This window comes from Acidovorax soli (genome assembly GCF_900107605.1).
In the GTDB taxonomy this organism is placed as follows: domain Bacteria; phylum Pseudomonadota; class Gammaproteobacteria; order Burkholderiales; family Burkholderiaceae_C; genus Acidovorax; species Acidovorax soli.
Window position 1 is genome coordinate 21,042 of the sequence record NZ_FNQJ01000023.1, and the last position, 19,269, is coordinate 40,310.

Here is a 19,269-nt window from a genome sequence, read left to right on the forward strand (position 1 = left end):
GATGTGCGTTGCTGCGCAGCGTGCATCGGATGCACAGTGCGGGCCTGGATTGCGTATTGAATGCTATATAAATAATAGCTATTGCCATTCTGTTGGCAAGGAATGTCATCTATTTCCCTGATCGTCCGGTAGGTGTGATGGCTGGGCGGGACCGGCGCGCTGCTGGCGCACTGGCAAAAACGGCACAATCGGCGGCGTTCGTGCCATTGGTGATGTTTTTGGCAGACAGGATGCCTTTTGTTTCCGGAAGCGACGGTGCATGCAGCATGATGGGCGCCGTGACGGTCGAGGCGCCGCGAATCCATCCCGTTGCCGCCCCGGACGCGTTCCCGCATTACCCCCACCCATGATGATCGAAAACCCCAGCCCCACCCCTGCCAGCCGTGTGAACCATGTGGACGCGCTGACACCGGGCACGCGCCTGGCCGAGTTTGAAATACTGCAACTGCTCGGGGTGGGCGGGTTTGGCATGGTCTACAAGGCATTCGACCATTCGCTGCACCGCGCCGTGGCCATCAAGGAGTACATGCCTTCGGCGTTGGCGGGCCGTTCACAGGGGCAATCGCTGTGGGTGCGGTCGTCATCCGAGCAGCAGGCGTTCCAGGCCGGACTGGCGTCTTTCATGGGCGAGGCCCGCCTGCTGGCGCAGTTTGACCATCCTTCCCTGGTCAAGGTTTTCCGTTTCTGGGAGGCCAACAACACCGCCTACATGGTCATGCCGCTGTACACCGGCATGACCCTCAAGCAGGCGCGGGCGCAGATGCGCACGCCCCCGCCCGAGGCCTGGCTGCGCAAGATGCTGTGGTCGGTGCTGGGGGCGCTGCGTGTGCTGCACGAGGGCCACACACTGCACCGCGACATCTCGCCCGACAACATCTTCCTGCAGGACAACGGGCCGCCGGTGCTGCTCGACCTGGGCGCCGCGCGCCATGCCATCAATGACCAGGGGCACAAGCACACGGCCGTGCTCAAGGTGAACTACGCGCCCATCGAGCAGTATTCCGAGGGCGATGACGAGTTGCGCCAGGGCCCCTGGAGCGACCTGTATTCGCTGGCTGCCGTGGTGCATGGCTGCCTGTGCAACGACACCCCGCTGCCCGCCACGCTGCGCTCGATCCGGGACCGCATGGTGCCGTTCTCGCGCGTGGCCAAGACCGTCCAGCGCCAGTTTGGCGTGCAGTATTCGGCGCCATTCGTGGCCGCCATCGCCCAGGCCCTGGCCCTGCGCCCCGAGGACAGGCCCCAGAGCATCGACGCATTCCTGCAAACCATGGGGATGACGTCACCGCCCGAGGGCGTCGAGCACTTCGACTTCCGGGCCGAACTGGGGGGTATCTGGGCCGAATCCGCAGATCGGCCAGGCACCGGAGTGACCGCGCCCATTGTGAGCGCTGTCTCTGCGTCCAAGAAAATGGCCGATCTGGAGGATTTGACCTACCGTTCGGAGCGGCCTGAACTGCCTCCCGCTGGCTTGGGCGTGCGGGACCACCCTGCTGCTGCGGGACTGGATACGGTGGCGGCAGGCATGGCTGACACGGTTTTCATGGATGTAGGGGACTCGGTTTTCGGGGATCCACCCAGCATGGGGACGGCACCGGCAGAACAGCCTTCGCGGGCGGAGCGCTCCGAGCAAAAGCAAAAACGCACGCGAAAGGCGCCAGGTATCGGAGCGCAACGGACGGGGCGTGCCGCCGCGGGCCCCCGGTCCCGGTGGCCGTCGCCGTCGGTGTGGCTGGCGGGCATCCTTCTGACCCTGGGCGCCGCAGCCGGAGCGTCGTGGTGGACGCAGGGGCAATCCACCTCCCAGAGGCCGGCCGGCGACATGCTCACGGAGCTCAAGGATCCACTGGCTGTACCCGCCGCATTGCAGCTGGCGGTGCCGGCGAATCCCACTGGCGATACTCCCCTGGCGGGGGAGGGCGATCAGAGTGCTGTTGCGGTTGCGGGTGGTCCGGGCGGAGTGCCCGTAGCGCCCGCCGCCGCGGAGGCCGCCGTTGCCCACCCCGCCGTGCGCCTGCCGGCGCAGCGCCGCACCCTGCCGGGGTCTTCTTCCGCCACCGCGGTGGCGGTGCAAGAGGTATCTGCGCCCGAGCCGGTCGTGGCACCCAGGCCCAGGGCTCCGGTGGTGCGCACCATGGGGCCTGAGGAAGCTTGTGCCGATGCCGGCATGCTGGCCCGCCCCCTGTGCATTTTCAATGAATGCAAAAAACCGGGACTGGCCACGCATCCGGTGTGTGTGGATGTTCACCGGAGGCAGGAGGCCGAGGAGCAGCGCCGGCAGATGCCAAACTGACGCTGCAGCGCGTTCTCGCGGCCGTCCTTGCATGAAATGGGAGCTGCTTTGTATAATGGCGGGCTTCGCAGCGCTTGAGTGGTCCCGCGGCGAAGACTTCATCCCACCTAAGAGGCTTCCTTCAGAGAAGCACCGACCGTGGAAAAGGACCCGCCAAACCCTCTTTCCAAGAGAAAACTCATGACTACTACTTTCAGCGCCAAGCCCGCTGAGGTCGTGCACGAGTGGTTTGTGATTGACGCGACCGACAAGGTCCTCGGACGAGTAGCCAGCGAAGTTGCTCTCCGTTTGCGCGGCAAACACAAGGCCATTTACACGCCTCACGTCGACACCGGTGACTTCATCGTCATCATCAATGCCGCCCAGCTCAAGGTCACCGGCACCAAGTCCCTGGACAAGGTGTACTACCGCCACTCGGGTTATCCCGGCGGTATCACGGCCACGAACTTCCGCGACATGCAAGCCAAGCACCCCGGCCGCGCGCTGGAAAAGGCTGTCAAGGGCATGCTGCCCAAGGGTCCCCTTGGCTACGCGATGATCAAGAAACTCAAGGTGTACGGTGGTGCCGAGCATCCCCACACCGCCCAGCAGCCCAAAGCGCTGGAAATCTAAGGAGCCTTGAGATGATTGGTGAATGGAACAATGGCACCGGCCGTCGCAAATCCAGCGTCGCCCGCGTGTTTCTGAAAAAAGGCTCCGGCAAGATCACGGTGAACGGCAAGGACATCCAGTCCTACTTCGGCCGCGAAACCTCGATCATGATTGCCAAGCAACCCCTGGCGCTGACCAACCATGTCGAAACCTTCGACGTGATGATCAACGTGCACGGTGGTGGCGAATCCGGCCAGGCCGGCGCTGCCCGCCACGGCATCACCCGCGCCCTGATCGACTACGACGCGACGCTCAAGCCCGTCCTGAGCCAAGCCGGCTTCGTGACGCGCGACGCCCGCGAAGTGGAACGCAAAAAGGTCGGTCTGCACTCTGCACGCCGCGCCAAGCAGTTCTCCAAGCGTTAAGCGCTGGTACTGCCTGCCTGCCATCCTTGCGGTGGTGGGTCGCAACAAGAAGCCGCCTTCGGGCGGTTTTTTGTTGCCAGCCACAATGCCCCCACTGAAATTGGCGTCAAACGCCGGTGGCCTGAATTCCCGACTGGATTGCAGTAGCATTCAAGTCAGATCCTGAATTGGAGTACCCCATGAGCGCAGTTGCCGAAAACGTCCAGACCGAAATGCCCACCCCCATCCTGTTCACCGACAGCGCAGCGGCCAAGGTGGCGGATCTGATTGCCGAAGAGGGCAATCCCGACCTGAAGCTGCGCGTGTTCGTCCAGGGCGGCGGATGCTCGGGCTTCCAGTACGGATTTACCTTTGACGAAATCACCAACGAAGACGACACCACCATGACCAAGAATGGTGTCTCGCTGCTGATCGATGCCATGAGCTACCAGTATCTGGTGGGTGCCGAGATCGACTACAAGGAAGACCTGCAGGGCGCCCAGTTCGTGATCAAGAATCCGAACGCCGCCAGCACCTGCGGCTGCGGTTCGAGCTTCTCGGCCTGACGGGTCGAGCGGACTTCTCTTTCTCTCAGGCCGGGTAGACGGCCCCCAGCACACGGGCGCCTCGGGCGCCCGTGACACTTTGGAGGTTGCCGGTTTGCCCCTGCACCGTCTGGCGGGCCAGCCAGGCAAAGGCAGCAGCCTCTACTTGCAGTGCGGGCAGGCCCAGGGTGTCGGTAGGCGCCACCGAGATGCCAGGCGTCAAGGCCTGCAGGCGCCGCATTAGCTGGGTGTTCAAGGCGCCGCCACCGCACACTGCCAGTGTTTTGCTATTTTTTCCATGGCTGATGGCGCTCATTGCACAAGCGCTGGCGGTCAATTCAGTCAAGGTGGCCTGCACGTCAACGGGCCGGATGCCGGAATGCGCCGCCAGCGCATCCGACAGCCAGGTCGGGTTGAACAGGTCGCGCCCCGTGCTTTTGGGTGGGGGTTGCCGCAAAAAAGGCTCCTGCAGCAATGTGGCAAGAAGGTCGGGCAGCACCTGGCCCTGGGCGGCCCAGTCTCCATTTTTGTCAAAGGCCTGACCGGTGTGCAACTGGCACCAGTGGTCCATGAGCGCGTTGCCGGGCCCGCAGTCGAAGCCCGCCACGCTGCCGTCGGCGCCCAGCACGCTGAGGTTGGAGATGCCGCCGATATTGAGCACCAGCACCGTCTCGCCTGTCCGGCCAAACACGCCCCGGTGAAAGGCCGGGACCAGCGGGGCGCCTTGTCCGCCTGCAGCCACATCCCGGCTGCGAAAATCCGCCACCACGGGGATGCCGGTGCACTCGGCCAGCAGGGAGGGGTTGTTCAGTTGCAGGGTATAGCCCGTGCCGTCGAATTCCTGGGGGCGGTGGCGCACGGTCTGCCCGTGCGCGCCGATGGCCCGTACGGCGCCGGCGGGGACGCCGCTGTGTTTCAGCAGCCTTTGCACTACGGAGGCGTAGGCCCGTGCCAGCGCATTGCCCGCCAGGGCCGCACGGTGCAGTTCGTTGGGGCCAGGGGTGTTGAGTGCGAGTAGTTCTGCTCTTAAATCAGGAGCTAAAGGCGCTGATTCATGGCCGATGACGACCATTTTCTCTTGTGAAAAATCGACCAGAACACCGTCCACGCCGTCGAGCGAGGTGCCCGACATGAGGCCGATGTACAAGCTGGGCATCGCCTGCAACATCAGAACCTGTTCAATGTCTTTTTGGAGCCACACAAGTGTCTTGCCGGGATGGGATGCAAGGCGCTGTGCGCAGCCAATAGCTCAGCTATTGGCAAGCGCCGCAACGCCGCAGACCGCCCGGCAAGGCACTTGCCCGAAGGGTTGGAGTGAAATCGGGCGATTGGACGCCCCGGCTGCTTGCATGGGCATGAGCCCATGCGGCGCATCCGAAGCATCCACTCATCCCGATTGCACTCCAATGTGATCTCCCAAAAGACATTGAACAGGTTCTCAGAGCGGCGTGCCGGTTGCGGCTTACTCGGCGCTGGCCTGCTGCACCAGTGCAGCAGCCGACAGTTGCACGCGCATGTTCGCGGCCAGCCGGTCGAAGGCGGGACGCGCAGCGGCCGACACCGGGGCGGCGGATTCACTTTGCTGGGCGATGGCTTGTGGATCTTGCTGCTGTCCGTTCACGCGGAATTCGAAATGCAGATGCGGGCCGGTAGCCCAACCCGTCGCGCCCACGGCGCCAATGGTCTGGCCCTGTTCGACGGTCTGGCCCTTTTTCACGTCCATCCGGCTCAGGTGGGCGTACACGGTTTCGTGCTGGTTGCGGTGCCTCACGAAGACCACGTTGCCGAAACCGTTCTGCACGCCGGCGAACTCGACGACGCCGTCACCCACCGTGCGCACGGCCGTGCCCGTGGGCGCGGCATAGTCGGTGCCCAGATGAGCGCGCCACTTCTGCAGGATGGGGTGAAAACGCATCTTGAAGGTGCTGCTCACGCGGGAAAACTCCACCGGGGAGGTGAGGTAGGCGCGGCGCATGCTGGCGCCGTCCAGTGTGTAATAGGCGCCTTTGGCGGTGCCATGGTCCTGGAACCACACCGCCTCATGGGTTTTGCCGTTGTTGTGGAACTCCGCGCTGAGCACGCGACCGCTGCGCAGCGGTTCGCCGTCGGCTTCCAGGGTTTCATAGACCACCGAGAAACGATCACCCTTGCGCAGCGACCGGTGAAAGTCGATGTTGCCCGCGAACACCTCGGCCAGCTGCACGGCCACGGCATCGGGGATGCTGGATGCGTCGGTGGCGGCAAACAGCGAGCTCTGGATCACCCCGCCCGCGAGGCGGCTGCCCGTGGTGAGGGGGGCGGACTCGACGCGCGAGGTGAACCGCTCGCCGGAACGCTCGACCACCAGGCGGCGGAAGTTGCCGCTGTCGTCCGGGGCCCAGCGGGCGGTCAGGCGCACAAGGCGGTGATCATCGGTGGTTTCGGCCGAGACCGAACGCCCTGCTCGGCCCAGCAGGTCCTGGCGAGCCTGGGCGTCGCTGCGCAGGAAGGCCGAGGCGGCCGGATCGGCCACGCCCATGCGCTGCAGCAAGGACTCCGCGGTGTCGCTGCTACGGGTCTGTTCCGAGCGGTACAGCGAGAAACCGGGCGCTTCCAGGGCATCCAGCACCGGGTTGGCCGCCAGTGACTCGACGGCGTAGCTGACCTGGCGCACGGGAAGATCCGATGGATCGGGTGCAAACGACGCCACGGCAAATGCGCCACCGCCGCCGGTCAGCAGCAGGGTGGCCACGGCGGCCGTGATGCGTTTGGGGTGTTTCTGGACACTGTGAACCAGCCGGGCAAGCAATACGGTGCTGGCGGTGGTGAAGCCGTTGATCAAAGGTCTGTCCCCAAGGTTGAAGGTGCTGCCGGCATGATTCCCCGCTGCAAAACGGGGTGACACCGGGAGTGCAAGCGGTCAGGTTGCAGGAATTCGACAGGGTTGCCGAGGTGTCGAAACGGCGAGACCACTAGAATCCGCCCACTGCAATGTGGGCTGAAGTATAGCGGTGCATGCTGTTCGGACATCCCAGAAAACCCTTATGAATCAATCTCCTGTTACAAAAATCCCGGTATCCGATGGTGTAAGGCAGGCCCTTGAAACCTCTTTGCGTGGCGTGGAAGAACTGTTGCCGCAGGACGAGTGGGTCAAGAAGCTGGCACGCTCCGAAGCCACGGGCCAGCCGCTGCGCATCAAACTGGGGCTGGATCCCACGGCGCCGGACATTCACATCGGCCACACGGTGGTGCTCAACAAGATGCGTCAATTGCAGGACCTGGGCCACCAGGTGATCTTCCTGATCGGCGATTTCACCAGCCTGATCGGCGACCCTTCGGGCCGCAACAGCACGCGCCCGCCGCTCACGCCCGAGCAGATCCAGTTCAACGCCGAAACCTATTACCGCCAGGCCAGCATGGTGCTGGACCCGGCGCGCACCGAGATCCGCTACAACAGCGAGTGGAGCGAGCCCCTGGGCGCCACCGGCATGATCCAGCTGGCCTCCCGGTTCACCGTGGCGCGCATGATGGAGCGCAACGATTTCCACGACCGTTTCAAGGCCGGCAACCCGATTGCGGTGCACGAGTTTCTCTACCCGCTGATGCAGGGTTATGACTCGGTGGCGCTCAAGAGCGATCTGGAACTGGGTGGCACCGACCAGAAGTTCAACCTGCTCATGGGGCGCCATCTGCAGCAGGAATATGGCCAGGAGCCGCAGTGCATTCTGACCATGCCGCTGCTCGAAGGCCTGGACGGCATCGAGAAGATGTCCAAGTCCAAGAACAACTACATCGGCATCAGCGAAGACGCCAACACCATGTATGCCAAGGTGCTGAGCATTTCCGACACGCTGATGTGGCGCTGGTACACGCTGCTGTCGTTCCAGTCGCTTGCACAGATCGAGGCCCTCAAGGCCGAGGTGGCGAATGGCCGCAACCCCAAGGACGCCAAGGTGGCGCTGGCCAAGGAGATCACCGCGCGCTTTCACAGCGCGGCGGCGGCCGATGCGGCCGAGCAGGACTTCATCCACCGCAGCAAGGGCGGCGTGCCCGACGAGATTCCCGAGGTGGCGCTGTCGGGCGCCCCGCTGGGCATTGGCGCCCTGCTCAAGCAGGCCAACCTGGCGCCCTCGACCAGCGAGGCCAACCGCCTGATCGAAGGCGGCGGCGTGCGCATCGACGGCGGCGTGGTCAGCGACAAGGGGCTCAGGCTTGGCGCAGGCACTTACGTGGTGCAGGTGGGCAAGCGCAAGTTCGCGCGCGTGACCCTGGCCTGATCTGTGGGTGAAAGTGGCTTGAAGCGCTTGTCGATCGTGCATTGATGACTATCGATTTGAAAGCGCTGAGCCCGCCAGGACTCAGCGCTTTTTTGGTGCTCAGTCCAGGTGGTCGTTCAGGTCCGGGTCGGGCACCTCGCCAATCGCCTGGCGCGTGGCCAGGGCCTGCAACTGCAGCCAGGCGCAAAAGGCCTTGATCTCCGGCCGCTGGCTGCTGCGCGGGCCCAGCAGCAGCCAGTAGACCAGTGGTGAGTCGAGCCGGTGGCCGGGCAGCACCTCCACCAAGTCGCCCCGCGCCAGCGAATCCGCGATCAGTGGCATGCGCGCCAGCGCCAGCCCCTGGCCGGCCAGTGCGGCCTGGGCGATCTGCTGGGCGTAGTTGAAGTACAGCCAGCGCCGTGGCTCCAGCTGCCGCTGGGCGTGGACTTCGAACCAGCGGCGCCAGGTGATCCACTCGAAATACGGCAGGCGGTGGGCGTCGCCGGCTTCGATGAGCGCAAACTGCGCCACGTCCGCCGGCTCGCGCACCGGCGGCATGCTCTTGAGCAGCCAGGGGCTGGCGACCACGGCCAGTTGTTCGCCAAACAGCCGCTGCGCGCCGGGCGCCACGCCGGCCGGCACGCTGGAGCGCAGCGCCAGATCCACGTCCGCGGTCTCCAGGTCCACCAGGGTGTCGGTGGCGTCGATGCGGATGTCCACGCCGGGGTTGTCGCGCTGAAATTCTTCCATGCGCGGGATCAGCCACATCGACGCAAAGCTCGCCCAGGTGGTGATGGCCACGCTGCGCCGGCCCGCCGTCTGGCGCACCAGGCGCACGGCGGCGTCCATGCGCTCCAGCGCTGGTGCCACCGCGCGCTGCAGCTGGGCGCCTGCGCTGGTCAGCTCCACGGCCCGCGTGTGGCGCAGGAACAGCGCCACACCCACTTCGTCTTCGAGCGCCTGGATCTGGCGGCTCACGGCCGACTGGGTGAGCGCCAGCTCATCGGCGGCGGCGCGAAAGTTCAGGTGCCGTGCCACGGCCAGAAAGGCGCGCCAGTGCCCCGTGGCCACGGGGCGGGTGCGCAGCACGGCGGGGGCGTATTCAGCGGAGGCCATGGGCGGGTGATTCATGCGTGGATGGAATGAATAGCGTAGCGCGTTTTCATTGGACTGCGGGGCATGGGCGGCGCACCATTTCGTCTGCAAAACCCTTCTTCCCGGAACCAAGGAGCCTGTCATGTCCACCCCCCATGTTCTGCCATTGCAACCCTCCGTGCTGGCCGTCGGCCAGGCCCTGTCGCTGCGCCCGCGTTGCGCTGGGGTGCTGGAGGTGGCCCAGGGCCGCGTCTGGCTCACCCTGCGAGGGCCTTGGGGCGATCAGCCGGGCACCGAGGCCGACCATGTGCTCCAGGCGGGAGAGCGCCTGCGCATCGCGGCCGGTCAGCATGCCGTGGTGGAGGCCTGGGGGCCGTGCGCCGATACCGCTGCCGCTGCATTGCGCTGGAGCGGTGTGACGGCGGCCCCTGCTGTGGGCGCTGCTTCCAGCGACTGGGAAGGTGGCGTGGTGCAGCCGCTGCGGGATCTGCGGCATGCGCTGGGCCAGGGCGGGCGGGCCCTGGGCGCGGCCATGGCGGACGTGGCCGGTGCGGGCGGGCGGTGTGTCGCCGGTCTGGCCCGATTTGCCCTGCACCGGACCGTGCCCCGGCGCCAGCGCGGCCCTTGTGCTGCCCTGCCTTGATGCGATGCAAGGGATGCAGGCGTTTCAGGGGTCAGCGCTGATAGCCATTGTTTCAATCGCTTTTTGGCGCAGGGCATGCGGCACCCGATAATTCACGCCATGCCCACGCGGCGTGCTGTTGCCGCGCGCACAACCCCGTTTTTTTATGACCCCACTCGACATCCTCATCATGGCGGCCGGCAAGGGCACGCGCATGAAAAGCCGCATCCCCAAAGTGCTGCAGCGTCTGGCCGGACGCCCGCTGCTGCACCATGTGCTGGACCAGGCCGCGCACCTGGGCGCGCGCAGCGCCATCGTCATCACGGGCCATGGTGCTGCAGAAGTAGAAGCTGCTACCGCAGGTGCAGAAAGCGCTGCAGGCACTTTCGATCTGAAATTTGTGCGCCAGGAGCCCCAGCTGGGCACGGGCCACGCGGTGCAGCAGGCCGTGCCGCACCTGCGCGACGATGGCACGGCGGTGGTGCTGTCGGGCGATGTGCCGCTGACCCAGGCCGACACGCTGCGCGCGCTGGTGGCTGCCTCGGCCGGCGACCGGCTGGCGCTGCTCACCGTGGACCTGTCCGACCCCACGGGCTACGGCCGCATCGTGCGCGATGCGCAGGGTGCCGTGCAGGGCATCGTCGAACACAAGGACGCCACCGACGCCCAGCGTGCCATCACCGAGGTCTACAGCGGCATCATGGCCGTGCCTGCGCGGCTGTTGCGCGGCTGGCTGGCGCGGCTGACCAACGACAACGCCCAGGGCGAGTACTACCTCACCGACATCGTCGCCATGGCCGTGCAGGATGCCGTGCCCGTGGTGGCCCACCGCATCACCGACGCGCTGCAGGTGGCGGGGGTGAACAGCCCGCTGCAGCTGGCCGAGCTGGAGCGCGCCCACCAACTGCGCACCGCGCGCAGCCTGATGGAGCAGGGCGTGCGCCTGGCCGACCCGGCGCGCCTGGATCTGCGCGACGACGCGCGCACCGGCGTGCGGGGCGCGCTGGTGTGCGGCCAGGACGTGGAGATCGACGTGAACTGCGTCTTCACCGGCCGCGTGGAGCTGGGGGAGGGCGTGCACATCGGCGCGAACTGCTGCATTGCCAACGCGCGCATCGCGGCCGGTGCGGTGATCCACCCCTTCACGCACATCGACGGCGAAAAGCTGGGCGCCACCGTGGGTGCGGGCGCGCTGATCGGCCCCTTTGCCCGCCTGCGCCCTGGCGCGCAGCTGGGCCGCGAGGTGCACATCGGCAACTTCGTGGAAGTGAAGAACTCGACCCTGGCCGACGGCGCCAAGGCCAACCATCTGGCGTATCTGGGGGATGCCACGGTGGGCGAGCGCGTGAATTACGGTGCGGGCAGCATCACCGCCAACTACGACGGTGCGAACAAGCACCGCACGGTGATCGAGGCCGATGTGCACATCGGCAGCAACTGCGTGCTGGTGGCGCCCGTCACCATCGGTGCAGGCGGCACGGTGGGCGGTGGCAGCACCATCACCAAGGATGTGCCGCCCGGCGCGCTGGGCGTGGCGCGCGGCAAGCAGGTCAGCAAAGAGAACTGGCACCGCCCGGCCAAGCAGCCCAAGGCATGACAGTGGCCGGCAGCCTCCTGACGCAACGCAGAACAAGGCCCCCGCGTGCCGCGCTGCCAATGCGCGCAATGACTCCATTCCCAACCAGGGCGCGCACCATCGCGGTGACTTGATCTGCGTTGCCTAGACCACCGGCGCCAGAGCCGGCATGGCGCCGGCCGAGACCCGGTTGCGCCCCGCTGCCTTGGCCTGGTAGAGCTCGGAGTCGGCGGCATTGGTCCAGGCGCGCAGGCTGCCGTGGCGGTGGTCGGCCGGTGCCACGCCCAGGCTGCTGGTGAGCTGCAGCTGGGGCAGGTCGTGCAGCTGCAGGGCCTGTACTTGTTCGCGGATGCGCTGGGCCACCACCATGGCGTTGTCCAGGTGCATGCCGCGCAGCACGATGGCGAATTCATCGCCGCCGTAGCGGCCTGCGCAGTCGGTGGCGCGCACGTTGCCGAGGATGATGCGCGCCAGCGCACGCAGCACTTCGTCGCCCACGGTGTGGCCATGCTGGTCATTGATCTGCTTGAAGTGGTCGATGTCCAGCATCACCAGGCAGGCGGGTTCGTCGGTGGCGTGGTGGCGGCGCAGCGTGGCCTCGGCCTGCTCTTGCCAGTGGCCGCGGCCATACAGGCCAGTTAGGGCGTCGATGCGTCGCAATTCGTCGAGCAACTGGTTCTGCCGTGACACCTTGCGGATCAGGCGGTAGCTCACCACGCTGACCGACAGGGTGTGCAGGACGAGCACGGGCAGGCACGCAATGAGCACCGGCATGGATGTATGCGGTGACCAATGGAAGCCGGTGAAAGCCGTGCTGATCACCGCCGCGCCGGCCATGCCAGGGAGCGAGCGGACCCACAGGCCGCGGATGCCGGTGGTGATCTTTTCCACCATGGTCAGCGTGATGATCAATACGCTGGGCAGCAGGTTGAAGTGCATCAGTGGTATCAGGGCCACGATCAGCGCCGAATCCACCAGCAGATTGCGTATTTCTGCGCGGTAGGGGTTGGAGTTGCGGTGGCTCAGCTGGTAGGCCACATGGGGCCAGACGAAGGAGATGAGCGCCATGCACAGCCAGGCCGGCAGGCTGGCGTTGCGCTCCCACAGCACCATGCCCACCACCACACCGCCGAGCCCCATGCCCAGCAACCGCAGGGGATAGACCCGGCGAGGGAGTTGGCGTTGGGGGTTGGGCATGGTGGATGCGTCAGGGGCCGCCGCCTGGGCAGGGCGTGCGCTGGGTGTGGAATTGTTACAGAAGCCTACAGGGAGCGCCCCGCCAATGCCAGAAAAAAATGGCACCGGATGCGTTACCCACGCGCAGGGGCGTTCCCCGTGGCGGCTTCCAGGTGCTGCAGGCGCTGGCGCAGCCGCGCCACTTCCTCGATCAGGTCGGTCGTGAGGGCGGCGAGATGGGGGTCTGCGTCAAAGGTGGTTTCCAGCTGGGCCAGCCGACGCGCGCGCACCACGGTGGCGCTGGCGAAGCGCCAGTGGCCGCCCGGGCCGTCGGTCTGCAGCAGGCCGGCTTCCAGCCGTTCGCTGACCCAGCCCGGTGCCATGTGGCAGATGCGGGCCAGGTCCTCCAGGGTGAGTTCGGCTGCTTCATCCAGCAGTTCGCCCGGCTGGATGGCGGGGGTGTCGTGGGCAGATGGCATGGTCATGCTCCGGGAATGGCGCGCGGGTTGAAGCGGGGAAAGGCTGCGCCCAGCGCGGCATAGGCGGCGCGCTCAGCGTCGCTGTGGGCCGGTGGCAGGGCGACGGTCAGTTCCAGATACAGGTCTCCGGGCGTGGCGGCCGGAATGCCCCGGCCTTTCAGGCGCAGCTTGCGCCCGGATTTCCAGCGCGCGGGCACGGTCACCTCCAGGGCTCCCGCAGGGGTCTGCACCGCGATGACGGCGCCCAGCTCGGCCTCCCAGGGCGCCACGGCCACGGGCTGGTACACATCCCGGTCGATGGCGCGCCAGCGTGCATCGGGCTTGAAGTGCACTTCCAGGAACAGATCGCCTGCGGGCGCGCCGCCCGTGCCCGGGCTGCCCTGGCCGGTCAGGCGGATGAGCTGGCCTTCGCGCACGCCCTTGGGAATCTTGACCTGCAGGCTGCGTTCCTCGTGCACCATGCGGCCCGCTGCATCGAGGCGGGCGCCGCGCAGCGCCAGGCTGCGCTCGGCGCCTTGGTAGGCGTCCAGCAGGTCGAGCTCGATCTTGGCGTGGTGGTCGTTGCCGCGCGAGGGCGGCGCTGCGCCATCCCATGCGGCATCGTGGGGCGCCTGGCGGTGCGCGCCGTGGGGCCGCTGGGCGCGTGCCTGGCGGCCGAACAGCTGCTCGAAAAAGTCGCTGAATTCGCCGTCGGGCCCACCGGCCGCTCCCGCCCCGTCGGAGAACTCGAAGCCCGCGTCCCAGTTGGGCGGGGGGCGAAAATCCTGCCCCGGGCGGTGCGGTGCCTGCCGGCCCAGGGCGTCGTAGGCTTCGCGCTTTTCGGGGTCGGAGAGCACGGCGTTGGCTTCGTTGATCTCGGCCATGCGGGCCATGGCATCGGCCTCCTTGCTCACGTCGGGGTGGTACTTGCGCGCCAGCTTGCGGTAGGCCTTCTTGATGTCCTCGGCGGTGGCCGTCTTGCCGACGCCCAGCACCTGGTAATAGTCCTTGAATTCCATGCGGCGTTTCCTTCGCGGTGGGGCTGCAAGGGGCAGCAGCGGGGGGCTACTACTGTAGGCCGCAGCCCGGCACCATGGCAATGGCGGGGCGCTTGCGGCCGGTGCCATACCGGTGGAATGCCTCCAAAAAGCTGGCTGCAGGCGCTTGTCAGACAAGCGCTATCGGTATTTTTGTCTCGAATTTTGCCCGGCGGGTGGCAAAGAAGGCCTTGACGTTGCGCACATTGGCATCGCCCGTGAACAGGCGTTGCGACAGTGCCAGGTACGCCGGCATGTCGCGCGTGTGCACCACCAGCATGAAATCCGGCCCCGGCGACACGCGCCAGCACTGCTGCACGCCGTCGTCCGCCACGGCGCGGGCCTCGAACGCGTCCAGCCATTCGGCGCCCTGGCGGTCCAGCGTGACCTCCACGATGGTCGACAGCCCGTGGCCCTGCAGGGCCGCCAGCCGGTCGGGCTGCAGGATGGCCACCTGGCGCTCGATCAGTCCGGCATCGTGCAGGCGCCTGACGCGCCGCAGGCAGGTGGGCGGCGACACATGCACCTGTTGCGCCAGCGACTGGTTGCTCTGCGCGGCATCGGTTTGCAGCAGGTGGAGCAACTGCAGATCGGTGGCATCTATTGCTATTTGTTCCATGGATTGATTATTTATGGAATGAAATTCCGTTTTCATTGAATGGTGAAATTAAATTTCAAATTTCAAGAAATATCAATCCAATATTTTTCTTTGGCCTGCCTACCATCGCAGCATCGTTTTCAACCCAAGGCAACCACCATGTGCGGCATCGTCGGCGCGGTTTCCACGCGCAACATCGTTCCCATCCTCGTGCAGGGCCTGCAGCGGCTCGAATACCGGGGTTATGACTCCTGCGGCGTGGCGGTGCACGCCTCCAGCCTGGAGGCCGCGCGCCAGGGTTCGGTCCCCGGCGGCCTGCAGCGCGCCCGCAGCACGGCGCGCGTGGCCGAACTGCTGGAGCAGGTGGCCACCGAGCACATCGCCGGCGCCACCGGCATTGCCCACACCCGCTGGGCCACGCATGGCGCGCCCGCCGTGCACAACGCGCACCCCCATTTCAGCCACGGCACCGGCGCCGACGCCAACACCACCAGCGCGGGCCGCGTGGCGCTGGTACACAACGGCATCATCGAAAACCACGAAGAGCTGCGCGCCGCCCTGCAGGCCCGCGGCTATGTGTTCGCGAGCCAGACCGACACCGAAGTCATTGCCCACCTGGTGGACAGCCATTACAGCGGCGACCTGTTTGACGCGGTCAAGGCCACCATCGCCGAACTGCATGGCGCCTACGCCATTGCCGTGGTGCACAAGGACGAGCCCCACCGTGTGGTGGGCGCGCGTGCCGGCTCGCCGCTGATCCTGGGCGTGGGCCAGGAGGGCTCGGAACACTTCCTGGCCAGCGACGCCATGGCCCTGGCCGGTGTGACGGACCAGATCGTGTACCTCGAAGAAGGCGACCTGGTGGACCTGCAACTGGGCCGCTACTGGATCGTGGGCAAGGATGGCGCGGCCCTCACACCTGCACAACGCCCCGTGCGCACCGTGCAGGCGCACAGCGGCGCGGCCGAGCTGGGCCCCTACCGCCACTACATGCAAAAGGAAATCTTCGAGCAGCCGCGCGCCATTGCCGACACGCTCGAAGGTGTGGCGGGCATCGTGCCCGAGCTGTTCGACGGCGCCGGCGTGCATGGCGAGCCGGGGGCCGCCGCCTGGCGCGTGTTCAAGGAGATCGACAGCGTGCTCATCCTGGCCTGCGGCACCAGCTACTACAGCGGCTGCGTGGCCAAATACTGGCTGGAGGACATCGCCGGCATCCCCACCCAGGTGGAAGTGGCCAGCGAATACCGCTATCGCACCAGCGTGCCCAACCCGCGCACCCTGGTCGTCACCATCAGCCAGAGCGGAGAAACGGCCGACACCCTGGCGGCCCTGCGCCACGCGCAGTCTTTGGGCATGCAGCACACGCTCACCATCTGCAACGTGGCCACCAGTGCCATGGTGCGCGAATGCAAGCTGGCCTACGTCACCCGCGCGGGGGTCGAGATCGGCGTGGCCAGTACCAAGGCCTTCACCACGCAGCTTGCCGGCCTGTTCCTGCTGACGCTGGCGCTGGCGCAAGCCAAGGGCCGCCTGACGGACGAGCAGGAAGCCTCACACCTCAAGGCCATGCGCCACCTGCCCGTGGCCCTGCAGGCCGTGCTGGCACTGGAGCCGCAGCTCATCAGCTGGGCCGAAGACTTTGCCCGCATGGAGAACGCACTCTTTTTGGGCCGGGGTCTGCATTACCCCATCGCGCTCGAAGGCGCGCTGAAGCTCAAGGAGATCAGCTACATCCACGCCGAGGCCTATCCGGCCGGTGAGCTCAAGCACGGCCCCCTGGCCCTGGTCACCAGCGCCATGCCGGTGGTGACCGTGGCGCCCAACGACGCGTTGCTGGAAAAACTCAAGAGCAACATGCAGGAAGTGCGCGCACGCGCCGGCGTGCTGTATGTGCTGGCCGATGCCGACACCCACATCGAAAGCAGCGAAGGCGTCCACGTCATCCGCATGCCCGAACACTACGGCCACCTCAGCCCGCTGCTGCATGTGGTGCCGCTGCAGCTGCTGGCCTACCACACCGCCTGCGCGCGAGGGACGGATGTGGACAAGCCGCGCAACCTGGCCAAGAGCGTCACGGTGGAGTAGTCAGCACCAGAAAATGGTCGAGCATGTGGAAGTGATCCTCAAAGAACTCTTCTTCCATGGCGGCCAGTTTTTCCACCGCGACCCACTCCACCTGCATGGCATCGTCGTCGGCCCGCACGGCTGGAAACGGCGCATCGCCCAGGTCGAAGTAGTGCGCATGGGTGATGGTGCGTCCGCGCTGGCTGCGGTCGGGGTGGTCGAACACCGCCACCGACTGCAGCGCCGCGCGCATGCGGGCTTCGGGGAGTTCGCAATGGGTTTCCTCGGCCAGCTCGCGCAGGCAGGATTGCCACACGGTCTCGCGCTGCTCGATGAATCCACCCGGCACCGCCCGCAGGCCCTTGCCGGGGGCGTGGGCGCGGCGGATCAGCAGCACCTGGTTCTGGCAGCGCAGAACGGCATCCACCGTGACGAACACCGGCGGGTAGGGGGCTGCAGCCCAGGCTTCGCGGTAGCCGCGCAGCATGCGCCACTCTTGCTGCAGCGCGGGGTAGTCGGTGGTCTGTGCAAAGCGCTCCAGAAAGTCCAGCGTGCTCGCGGGCATCTGGGCGGCCAGGTCATTCAAGGCGGCCCGCACGGTGCCGGGCGTGGCACCGAAGTAGGCATCGCGGATGGCCGTGGCATCGATGCGGCCCTGGCGCTCGACGTGGATCAGTTCCCAGCCTGGAAAGGCGCTCAGGTAGCTGCTGGTCGCATCCTTGAAGTGGCCGACCAGGCCGATGCGGGCATCCGCTGCGGCGATCCGGGCCACGCCCTTGCGCACGGCCTGCACCCACAGGGCCTCGTTGTAGTAGTCGCGCATCGGTAGCACCTGCACGCGGGCCCGGTCGGCTGCGGTCAGGGCCGCCAGCATCATGTTGGCGCGTTCGTCGCAGGTGAAGGGGTTCTTGGGCGAACGTGCCTGCCAGGCCGAACCCATCACCACGATCACGCTGCGGGCGCTGTCGAGCGCACGCTGCAGCAAGGCCATGTGGCCGTTGTGAACGGGTTCAAAGCGCCCGATGTAGATGGTGGTGTCGAACATGGGTCTCCGGTCTGTTCTGGCGCAAGGCGGACTGGGCTGCATCAAAAGCAATAGCGCCCTGCGCTAGATTTTCCACCATGGAGTGTCCGAGGTGCTTCATCTGCAAGCACCTGGCGCTCTTCATGTGATAGCAATTGCCGGGTGAGGCAAGGGTGAGCGGCAAACGCGGTTGGCGGTCTTGGGTCTGCGCTCACATCGCCGCGCGATGTGAGCCTGTGCCGAAAGCCGGCCAAGCGCGCTGTGCGCGAGGGCCTTACAGGCCCGCAGCTGCGCGCAGTGCAGCCGCCTTGTCCGTACGTTCCCAGCTGAACTCGGGTTCTTCGCGGCCGAAGTGGCCGTAGGCGGCGGTCTTTTCGTAGATGGGGCGCAGCAGGTCCAGCATCTGGATGATGCCCTTGGGGCGCAGGTCGAAGTGTTCCTTGACCAGCGCGGCAATGCGCTCGTCCGGGATCACGCCCGTGCCTTCGGTGTACACCGTGATGTTCATGGGTTCGGCCACGCCGATGGCGTAGGCCACCTGGATCTGGCATTGCTTGGCCAGTCCGGCCGCCACGATGTTCTTGGCCACGTAGCGCGCGGCATAGGCGGCCGAGCGGTCCACCTTTGTCGGGTCCTTGCCGCTGAAGGCGCCGCCGCCATGCGGGCAGGCGCCGCCGTAGGTGTCCACGATGATCTTGCGGCCCGTGAGACCGCAGTCGCCTTGCGGGCCGCCGATGACAAAGCGGCCCGTGGGGTTGATCAGGTAGCGCGTGTTCTGCAGCCAGTCCGCAGGCAGCACGGGCTTGATGATTTCCTCGATCACGGCGTCGATGAAGCTCTGCTTCATCTTGGTGGCGGTTTCCGACTGGTCGGGGTGGTGCTGGGTGGAGAGCACCACGGTGTCGATGCTGTGGGGCTTGCCGTCCACGTAGCGCATCGTGACCTGGCTCTTGGCGTCAGGGCGCAAAAAAGGCAGGCGGCCGTCCTTGCGCAGCTGGGCCTGGCGCTCCACCAGGCGGTGCGCGTAGTAGATCGGCGCGGGCATCAGCTCGGGCGTCTCGTCGCAGGCGTAGCCGAACATCAGGCCCTGGTCGCCGGCACCGGTGTTCAGGTGGTCGTCGCTGGCATGGTCCACGCCCTGGGCGATGTCGTTGGATTGCTTGTCGTAGGCCACGAGCACGGCGCAGCCCTTGTAATCGATGCCGTAGTCGGTGTTGTCGTAGCCGATGCGCTTGATGGTGTCGCGCGCCACCTGGATGTAGTCCACATGGGCGTTGGTGGTGATCTCGCCCGCCAGCACGACGAGGCCGGTGTTGGTCAGCGTTTCAGCGGCGACGCGGCTGCGGGGGTCTTGTTGGAAGATCGCATCGAGGATCGCGTCCGAGATCTGGTCGGCCACCTTGTCGGGGTGGCCTTCGGAGACGGATTCCGAGGTAAAAAGAAAGTCGTTCGCCATTTGAATAAACTCCAGTGCTTCGGCATTTAGGGCGCCGCCCTGACCCCGAAGGAGCTTTGGCGAACGCTTTAGCAGATTTTTTTAACGTCGCCCTG

At 66.2% G+C, this 19,269-nt stretch carries 17 protein-coding genes; 8 read left to right on the plus strand and 9 right to left on the minus strand.

Translation table 11 applies throughout. The features are described from left to right. The first annotated feature begins 349 nt into the window (after window positions 1–349). The 4 genes from BLW02_RS14115 to erpA all read left to right on the plus strand — a co-directional run bounded on the left by BLW02_RS14115 (window position 350) and on the right by erpA (window position 3,854). Window positions 350–2,293: a serine/threonine protein kinase gene (locus BLW02_RS14115; protein ID WP_092699630.1), complete on the plus strand. Its 1,944-nt coding sequence runs from the start codon at window positions 350–352 to the stop codon at window positions 2,291–2,293. Between the two features lie 180 nt (window positions 2,294–2,473). Then, window positions 2,474–2,905 carry a 50S ribosomal protein L13 gene (rplM, locus tag BLW02_RS14120; protein WP_056414298.1) on the plus strand — a complete coding sequence of 144 codons (432 nt, stop codon included), beginning with the start codon at window positions 2,474–2,476 and terminating at the stop codon, window positions 2,903–2,905. A gap of 11 nt (window positions 2,906–2,916) precedes the next feature. Beyond that, window positions 2,917–3,309, plus strand: a complete 393-nt coding sequence (gene rpsI, locus BLW02_RS14125; RefSeq protein ID WP_026437699.1) for a 30S ribosomal protein S9 — start codon at window positions 2,917–2,919, stop codon at window positions 3,307–3,309. 179 nt (window positions 3,310–3,488) lie between these two features. Beyond that, entirely contained in the window at window positions 3,489–3,854 is a 366-nt protein-coding gene (gene erpA / locus BLW02_RS14130) for an iron-sulfur cluster insertion protein ErpA (RefSeq protein WP_092699568.1), read from the plus strand. Between the two features lie 25 nt (window positions 3,855–3,879). Here erpA and BLW02_RS14135 read toward each other — a convergent pair whose 3' ends face one another. Continuing rightward, window positions 3,880–4,989 (minus strand): anhydro-N-acetylmuramic acid kinase, encoded by a 1,110-nt coding sequence (locus tag BLW02_RS14135; protein WP_092699632.1) that lies wholly within the window; start codon window positions 4,987–4,989, stop codon window positions 3,880–3,882. Window positions 4,990–5,295: 306 nt separating this feature from the next. After that, complete coding sequence (locus tag BLW02_RS14140; RefSeq protein ID WP_092699570.1) at window positions 5,296–6,654, minus strand: M23 family metallopeptidase; 1,359 nt, start codon at window positions 6,652–6,654, stop codon at window positions 5,296–5,298. Window positions 6,655–6,856: 202 nt separating this feature from the next. Here BLW02_RS14140 and tyrS point away from each other — a divergent pair, with 202 nt between their 5' ends. Then, a complete protein-coding gene (gene tyrS, locus BLW02_RS14145; protein ID WP_092699572.1) occupies window positions 6,857–8,089 on the plus strand; it encodes a tyrosine--tRNA ligase in 1,233 nt (410 codons plus the stop codon). 99 nt (window positions 8,090–8,188) lie between these two features. On the opposite strand, the gene BLW02_RS14150 is transcribed toward tyrS, so the two are convergent. Further along, complete coding sequence (locus tag BLW02_RS14150; protein WP_092699574.1) at window positions 8,189–9,184, minus strand: LysR substrate-binding domain-containing protein; 996 nt, start codon at window positions 9,182–9,184, stop codon at window positions 8,189–8,191. 121 nt (window positions 9,185–9,305) lie between these two features. Here BLW02_RS14150 and BLW02_RS14155 point away from each other — a divergent pair, with 121 nt between their 5' ends. Beyond that, on the plus strand, window positions 9,306–9,806 hold the full coding sequence (locus BLW02_RS14155; RefSeq protein ID WP_092699576.1) for a DUF2917 domain-containing protein: 501 nt from the start codon (window positions 9,306–9,308) through the stop codon (window positions 9,804–9,806). Window positions 9,807–9,951: 145 nt separating this feature from the next. Next, window positions 9,952–11,382 carry a bifunctional UDP-N-acetylglucosamine diphosphorylase/glucosamine-1-phosphate N-acetyltransferase GlmU gene (gene glmU / locus BLW02_RS14160; RefSeq protein ID WP_092699578.1) on the plus strand — a complete coding sequence of 477 codons (1,431 nt, stop codon included), beginning with the start codon at window positions 9,952–9,954 and terminating at the stop codon, window positions 11,380–11,382. Between the two features lie 123 nt (window positions 11,383–11,505). Here the strand turns inward: glmU and BLW02_RS14165 are convergent, their stop codons facing one another. The 4 genes from BLW02_RS14165 to BLW02_RS14180 all read right to left on the minus strand — a co-directional run bounded on the left by BLW02_RS14165 (window position 11,506) and on the right by BLW02_RS14180 (window position 14,651). Beyond that, a complete protein-coding gene (locus BLW02_RS14165) occupies window positions 11,506–12,558 on the minus strand; it encodes a diguanylate cyclase (protein WP_092699580.1) in 1,053 nt (350 codons plus the stop codon). Between the two features lie 113 nt (window positions 12,559–12,671). Then, on the minus strand, window positions 12,672–13,016 hold the full coding sequence (locus tag BLW02_RS14170; protein WP_092699634.1) for a chaperone modulator CbpM: 345 nt from the start codon (window positions 13,014–13,016) through the stop codon (window positions 12,672–12,674). Between the two features lie 2 nt (window positions 13,017–13,018). After that, window positions 13,019–14,014 carry a DnaJ C-terminal domain-containing protein gene (locus BLW02_RS14175; protein WP_092699582.1) on the minus strand — a complete coding sequence of 332 codons (996 nt, stop codon included), beginning with the start codon at window positions 14,012–14,014 and terminating at the stop codon, window positions 13,019–13,021. Window positions 14,015–14,162: 148 nt separating this feature from the next. Continuing rightward, a complete protein-coding gene (locus tag BLW02_RS14180; protein WP_092699584.1) occupies window positions 14,163–14,651 on the minus strand; it encodes an Lrp/AsnC family transcriptional regulator in 489 nt (162 codons plus the stop codon). 138 nt (window positions 14,652–14,789) lie between these two features. Here BLW02_RS14180 and glmS point away from each other — a divergent pair, with 138 nt between their 5' ends. Continuing rightward, complete coding sequence (gene glmS, locus BLW02_RS14185) at window positions 14,790–16,715, plus strand: glutamine--fructose-6-phosphate transaminase (isomerizing) (protein ID WP_092699586.1); 1,926 nt, start codon at window positions 14,790–14,792, stop codon at window positions 16,713–16,715. Here the strand turns inward: glmS and BLW02_RS14190 are convergent. Together BLW02_RS14190 and metK are read right to left on the minus strand one after the other, a co-directional pair. Beyond that, window positions 16,702–17,739, minus strand: a complete 1,038-nt coding sequence (locus BLW02_RS14190; protein WP_092699588.1) for a bifunctional nicotinamide-nucleotide adenylyltransferase/Nudix hydroxylase — start codon at window positions 17,737–17,739, stop codon at window positions 16,702–16,704. The two genes, glmS and BLW02_RS14190, sit on opposite strands and share 14 nt — an antisense overlap. 253 nt (window positions 17,740–17,992) lie before the next feature. Next, entirely contained in the window at window positions 17,993–19,174 is a 1,182-nt protein-coding gene (metK, locus tag BLW02_RS14195) for a methionine adenosyltransferase (protein ID WP_026437104.1), read from the minus strand. Between the last annotated feature and the right edge of the window lie 95 nt (window positions 19,175–19,269).

What these genes read in the sequence shown, in the direction of transcription:
- BLW02_RS14175 (WP_092699582.1), bottom strand. Translation starts at nt 14,014, where the DNA reads ATGGAATTCAAGGACTATTACCAGGTGCTGGGCGTCGGCAAGACGGCC.
- BLW02_RS14115 (WP_092699630.1), top strand. Translation starts at nt 350, where the DNA reads ATGATCGAAAACCCCAGCCCCACCCCTGCCAGCCGTGTGAACCATGTG.
- BLW02_RS14150 (WP_092699574.1), bottom strand. Translation starts at nt 9,184, where the DNA reads ATGGCCTCCGCTGAATACGCCCCCGCCGTGCTGCGCACCCGCCCCGTG.
- BLW02_RS14165 (WP_092699580.1), bottom strand. Translation starts at nt 12,558, where the DNA reads ATGCCCAACCCCCAACGCCAACTCCCTCGCCGGGTCTATCCCCTGCGG.
- glmU (WP_092699578.1), top strand. Translation starts at nt 9,952, where the DNA reads ATGACCCCACTCGACATCCTCATCATGGCGGCCGGCAAGGGCACGCGC.
- BLW02_RS14170 (WP_092699634.1), bottom strand. Translation starts at nt 13,016, where the DNA reads ATGCCATCTGCCCACGACACCCCCGCCATCCAGCCGGGCGAACTGCTG.
- glmS (WP_092699586.1), top strand. Translation starts at nt 14,790, where the DNA reads ATGTGCGGCATCGTCGGCGCGGTTTCCACGCGCAACATCGTTCCCATC.
- BLW02_RS14135 (WP_092699632.1), bottom strand. Translation starts at nt 4,989, where the DNA reads ATGCCCAGCTTGTACATCGGCCTCATGTCGGGCACCTCGCTCGACGGC.
- BLW02_RS14190 (WP_092699588.1), bottom strand. Translation starts at nt 17,739, where the DNA reads ATGTTCGACACCACCATCTACATCGGGCGCTTTGAACCCGTTCACAAC.
- metK (WP_026437104.1), bottom strand. Translation starts at nt 19,174, where the DNA reads ATGGCGAACGACTTTCTTTTTACCTCGGAATCCGTCTCCGAAGGCCAC.
- tyrS (WP_092699572.1), top strand. Translation starts at nt 6,857, where the DNA reads ATGAATCAATCTCCTGTTACAAAAATCCCGGTATCCGATGGTGTAAGG.
- BLW02_RS14180 (WP_092699584.1), bottom strand. Translation starts at nt 14,651, where the DNA reads ATGGAACAAATAGCAATAGATGCCACCGATCTGCAGTTGCTCCACCTG.
- erpA (WP_092699568.1), top strand. Translation starts at nt 3,489, where the DNA reads ATGAGCGCAGTTGCCGAAAACGTCCAGACCGAAATGCCCACCCCCATC.
- BLW02_RS14155 (WP_092699576.1), top strand. Translation starts at nt 9,306, where the DNA reads ATGTCCACCCCCCATGTTCTGCCATTGCAACCCTCCGTGCTGGCCGTC.
- rpsI (WP_026437699.1), top strand. Translation starts at nt 2,917, where the DNA reads ATGATTGGTGAATGGAACAATGGCACCGGCCGTCGCAAATCCAGCGTC.
- rplM (WP_056414298.1), top strand. Translation starts at nt 2,474, where the DNA reads ATGACTACTACTTTCAGCGCCAAGCCCGCTGAGGTCGTGCACGAGTGG.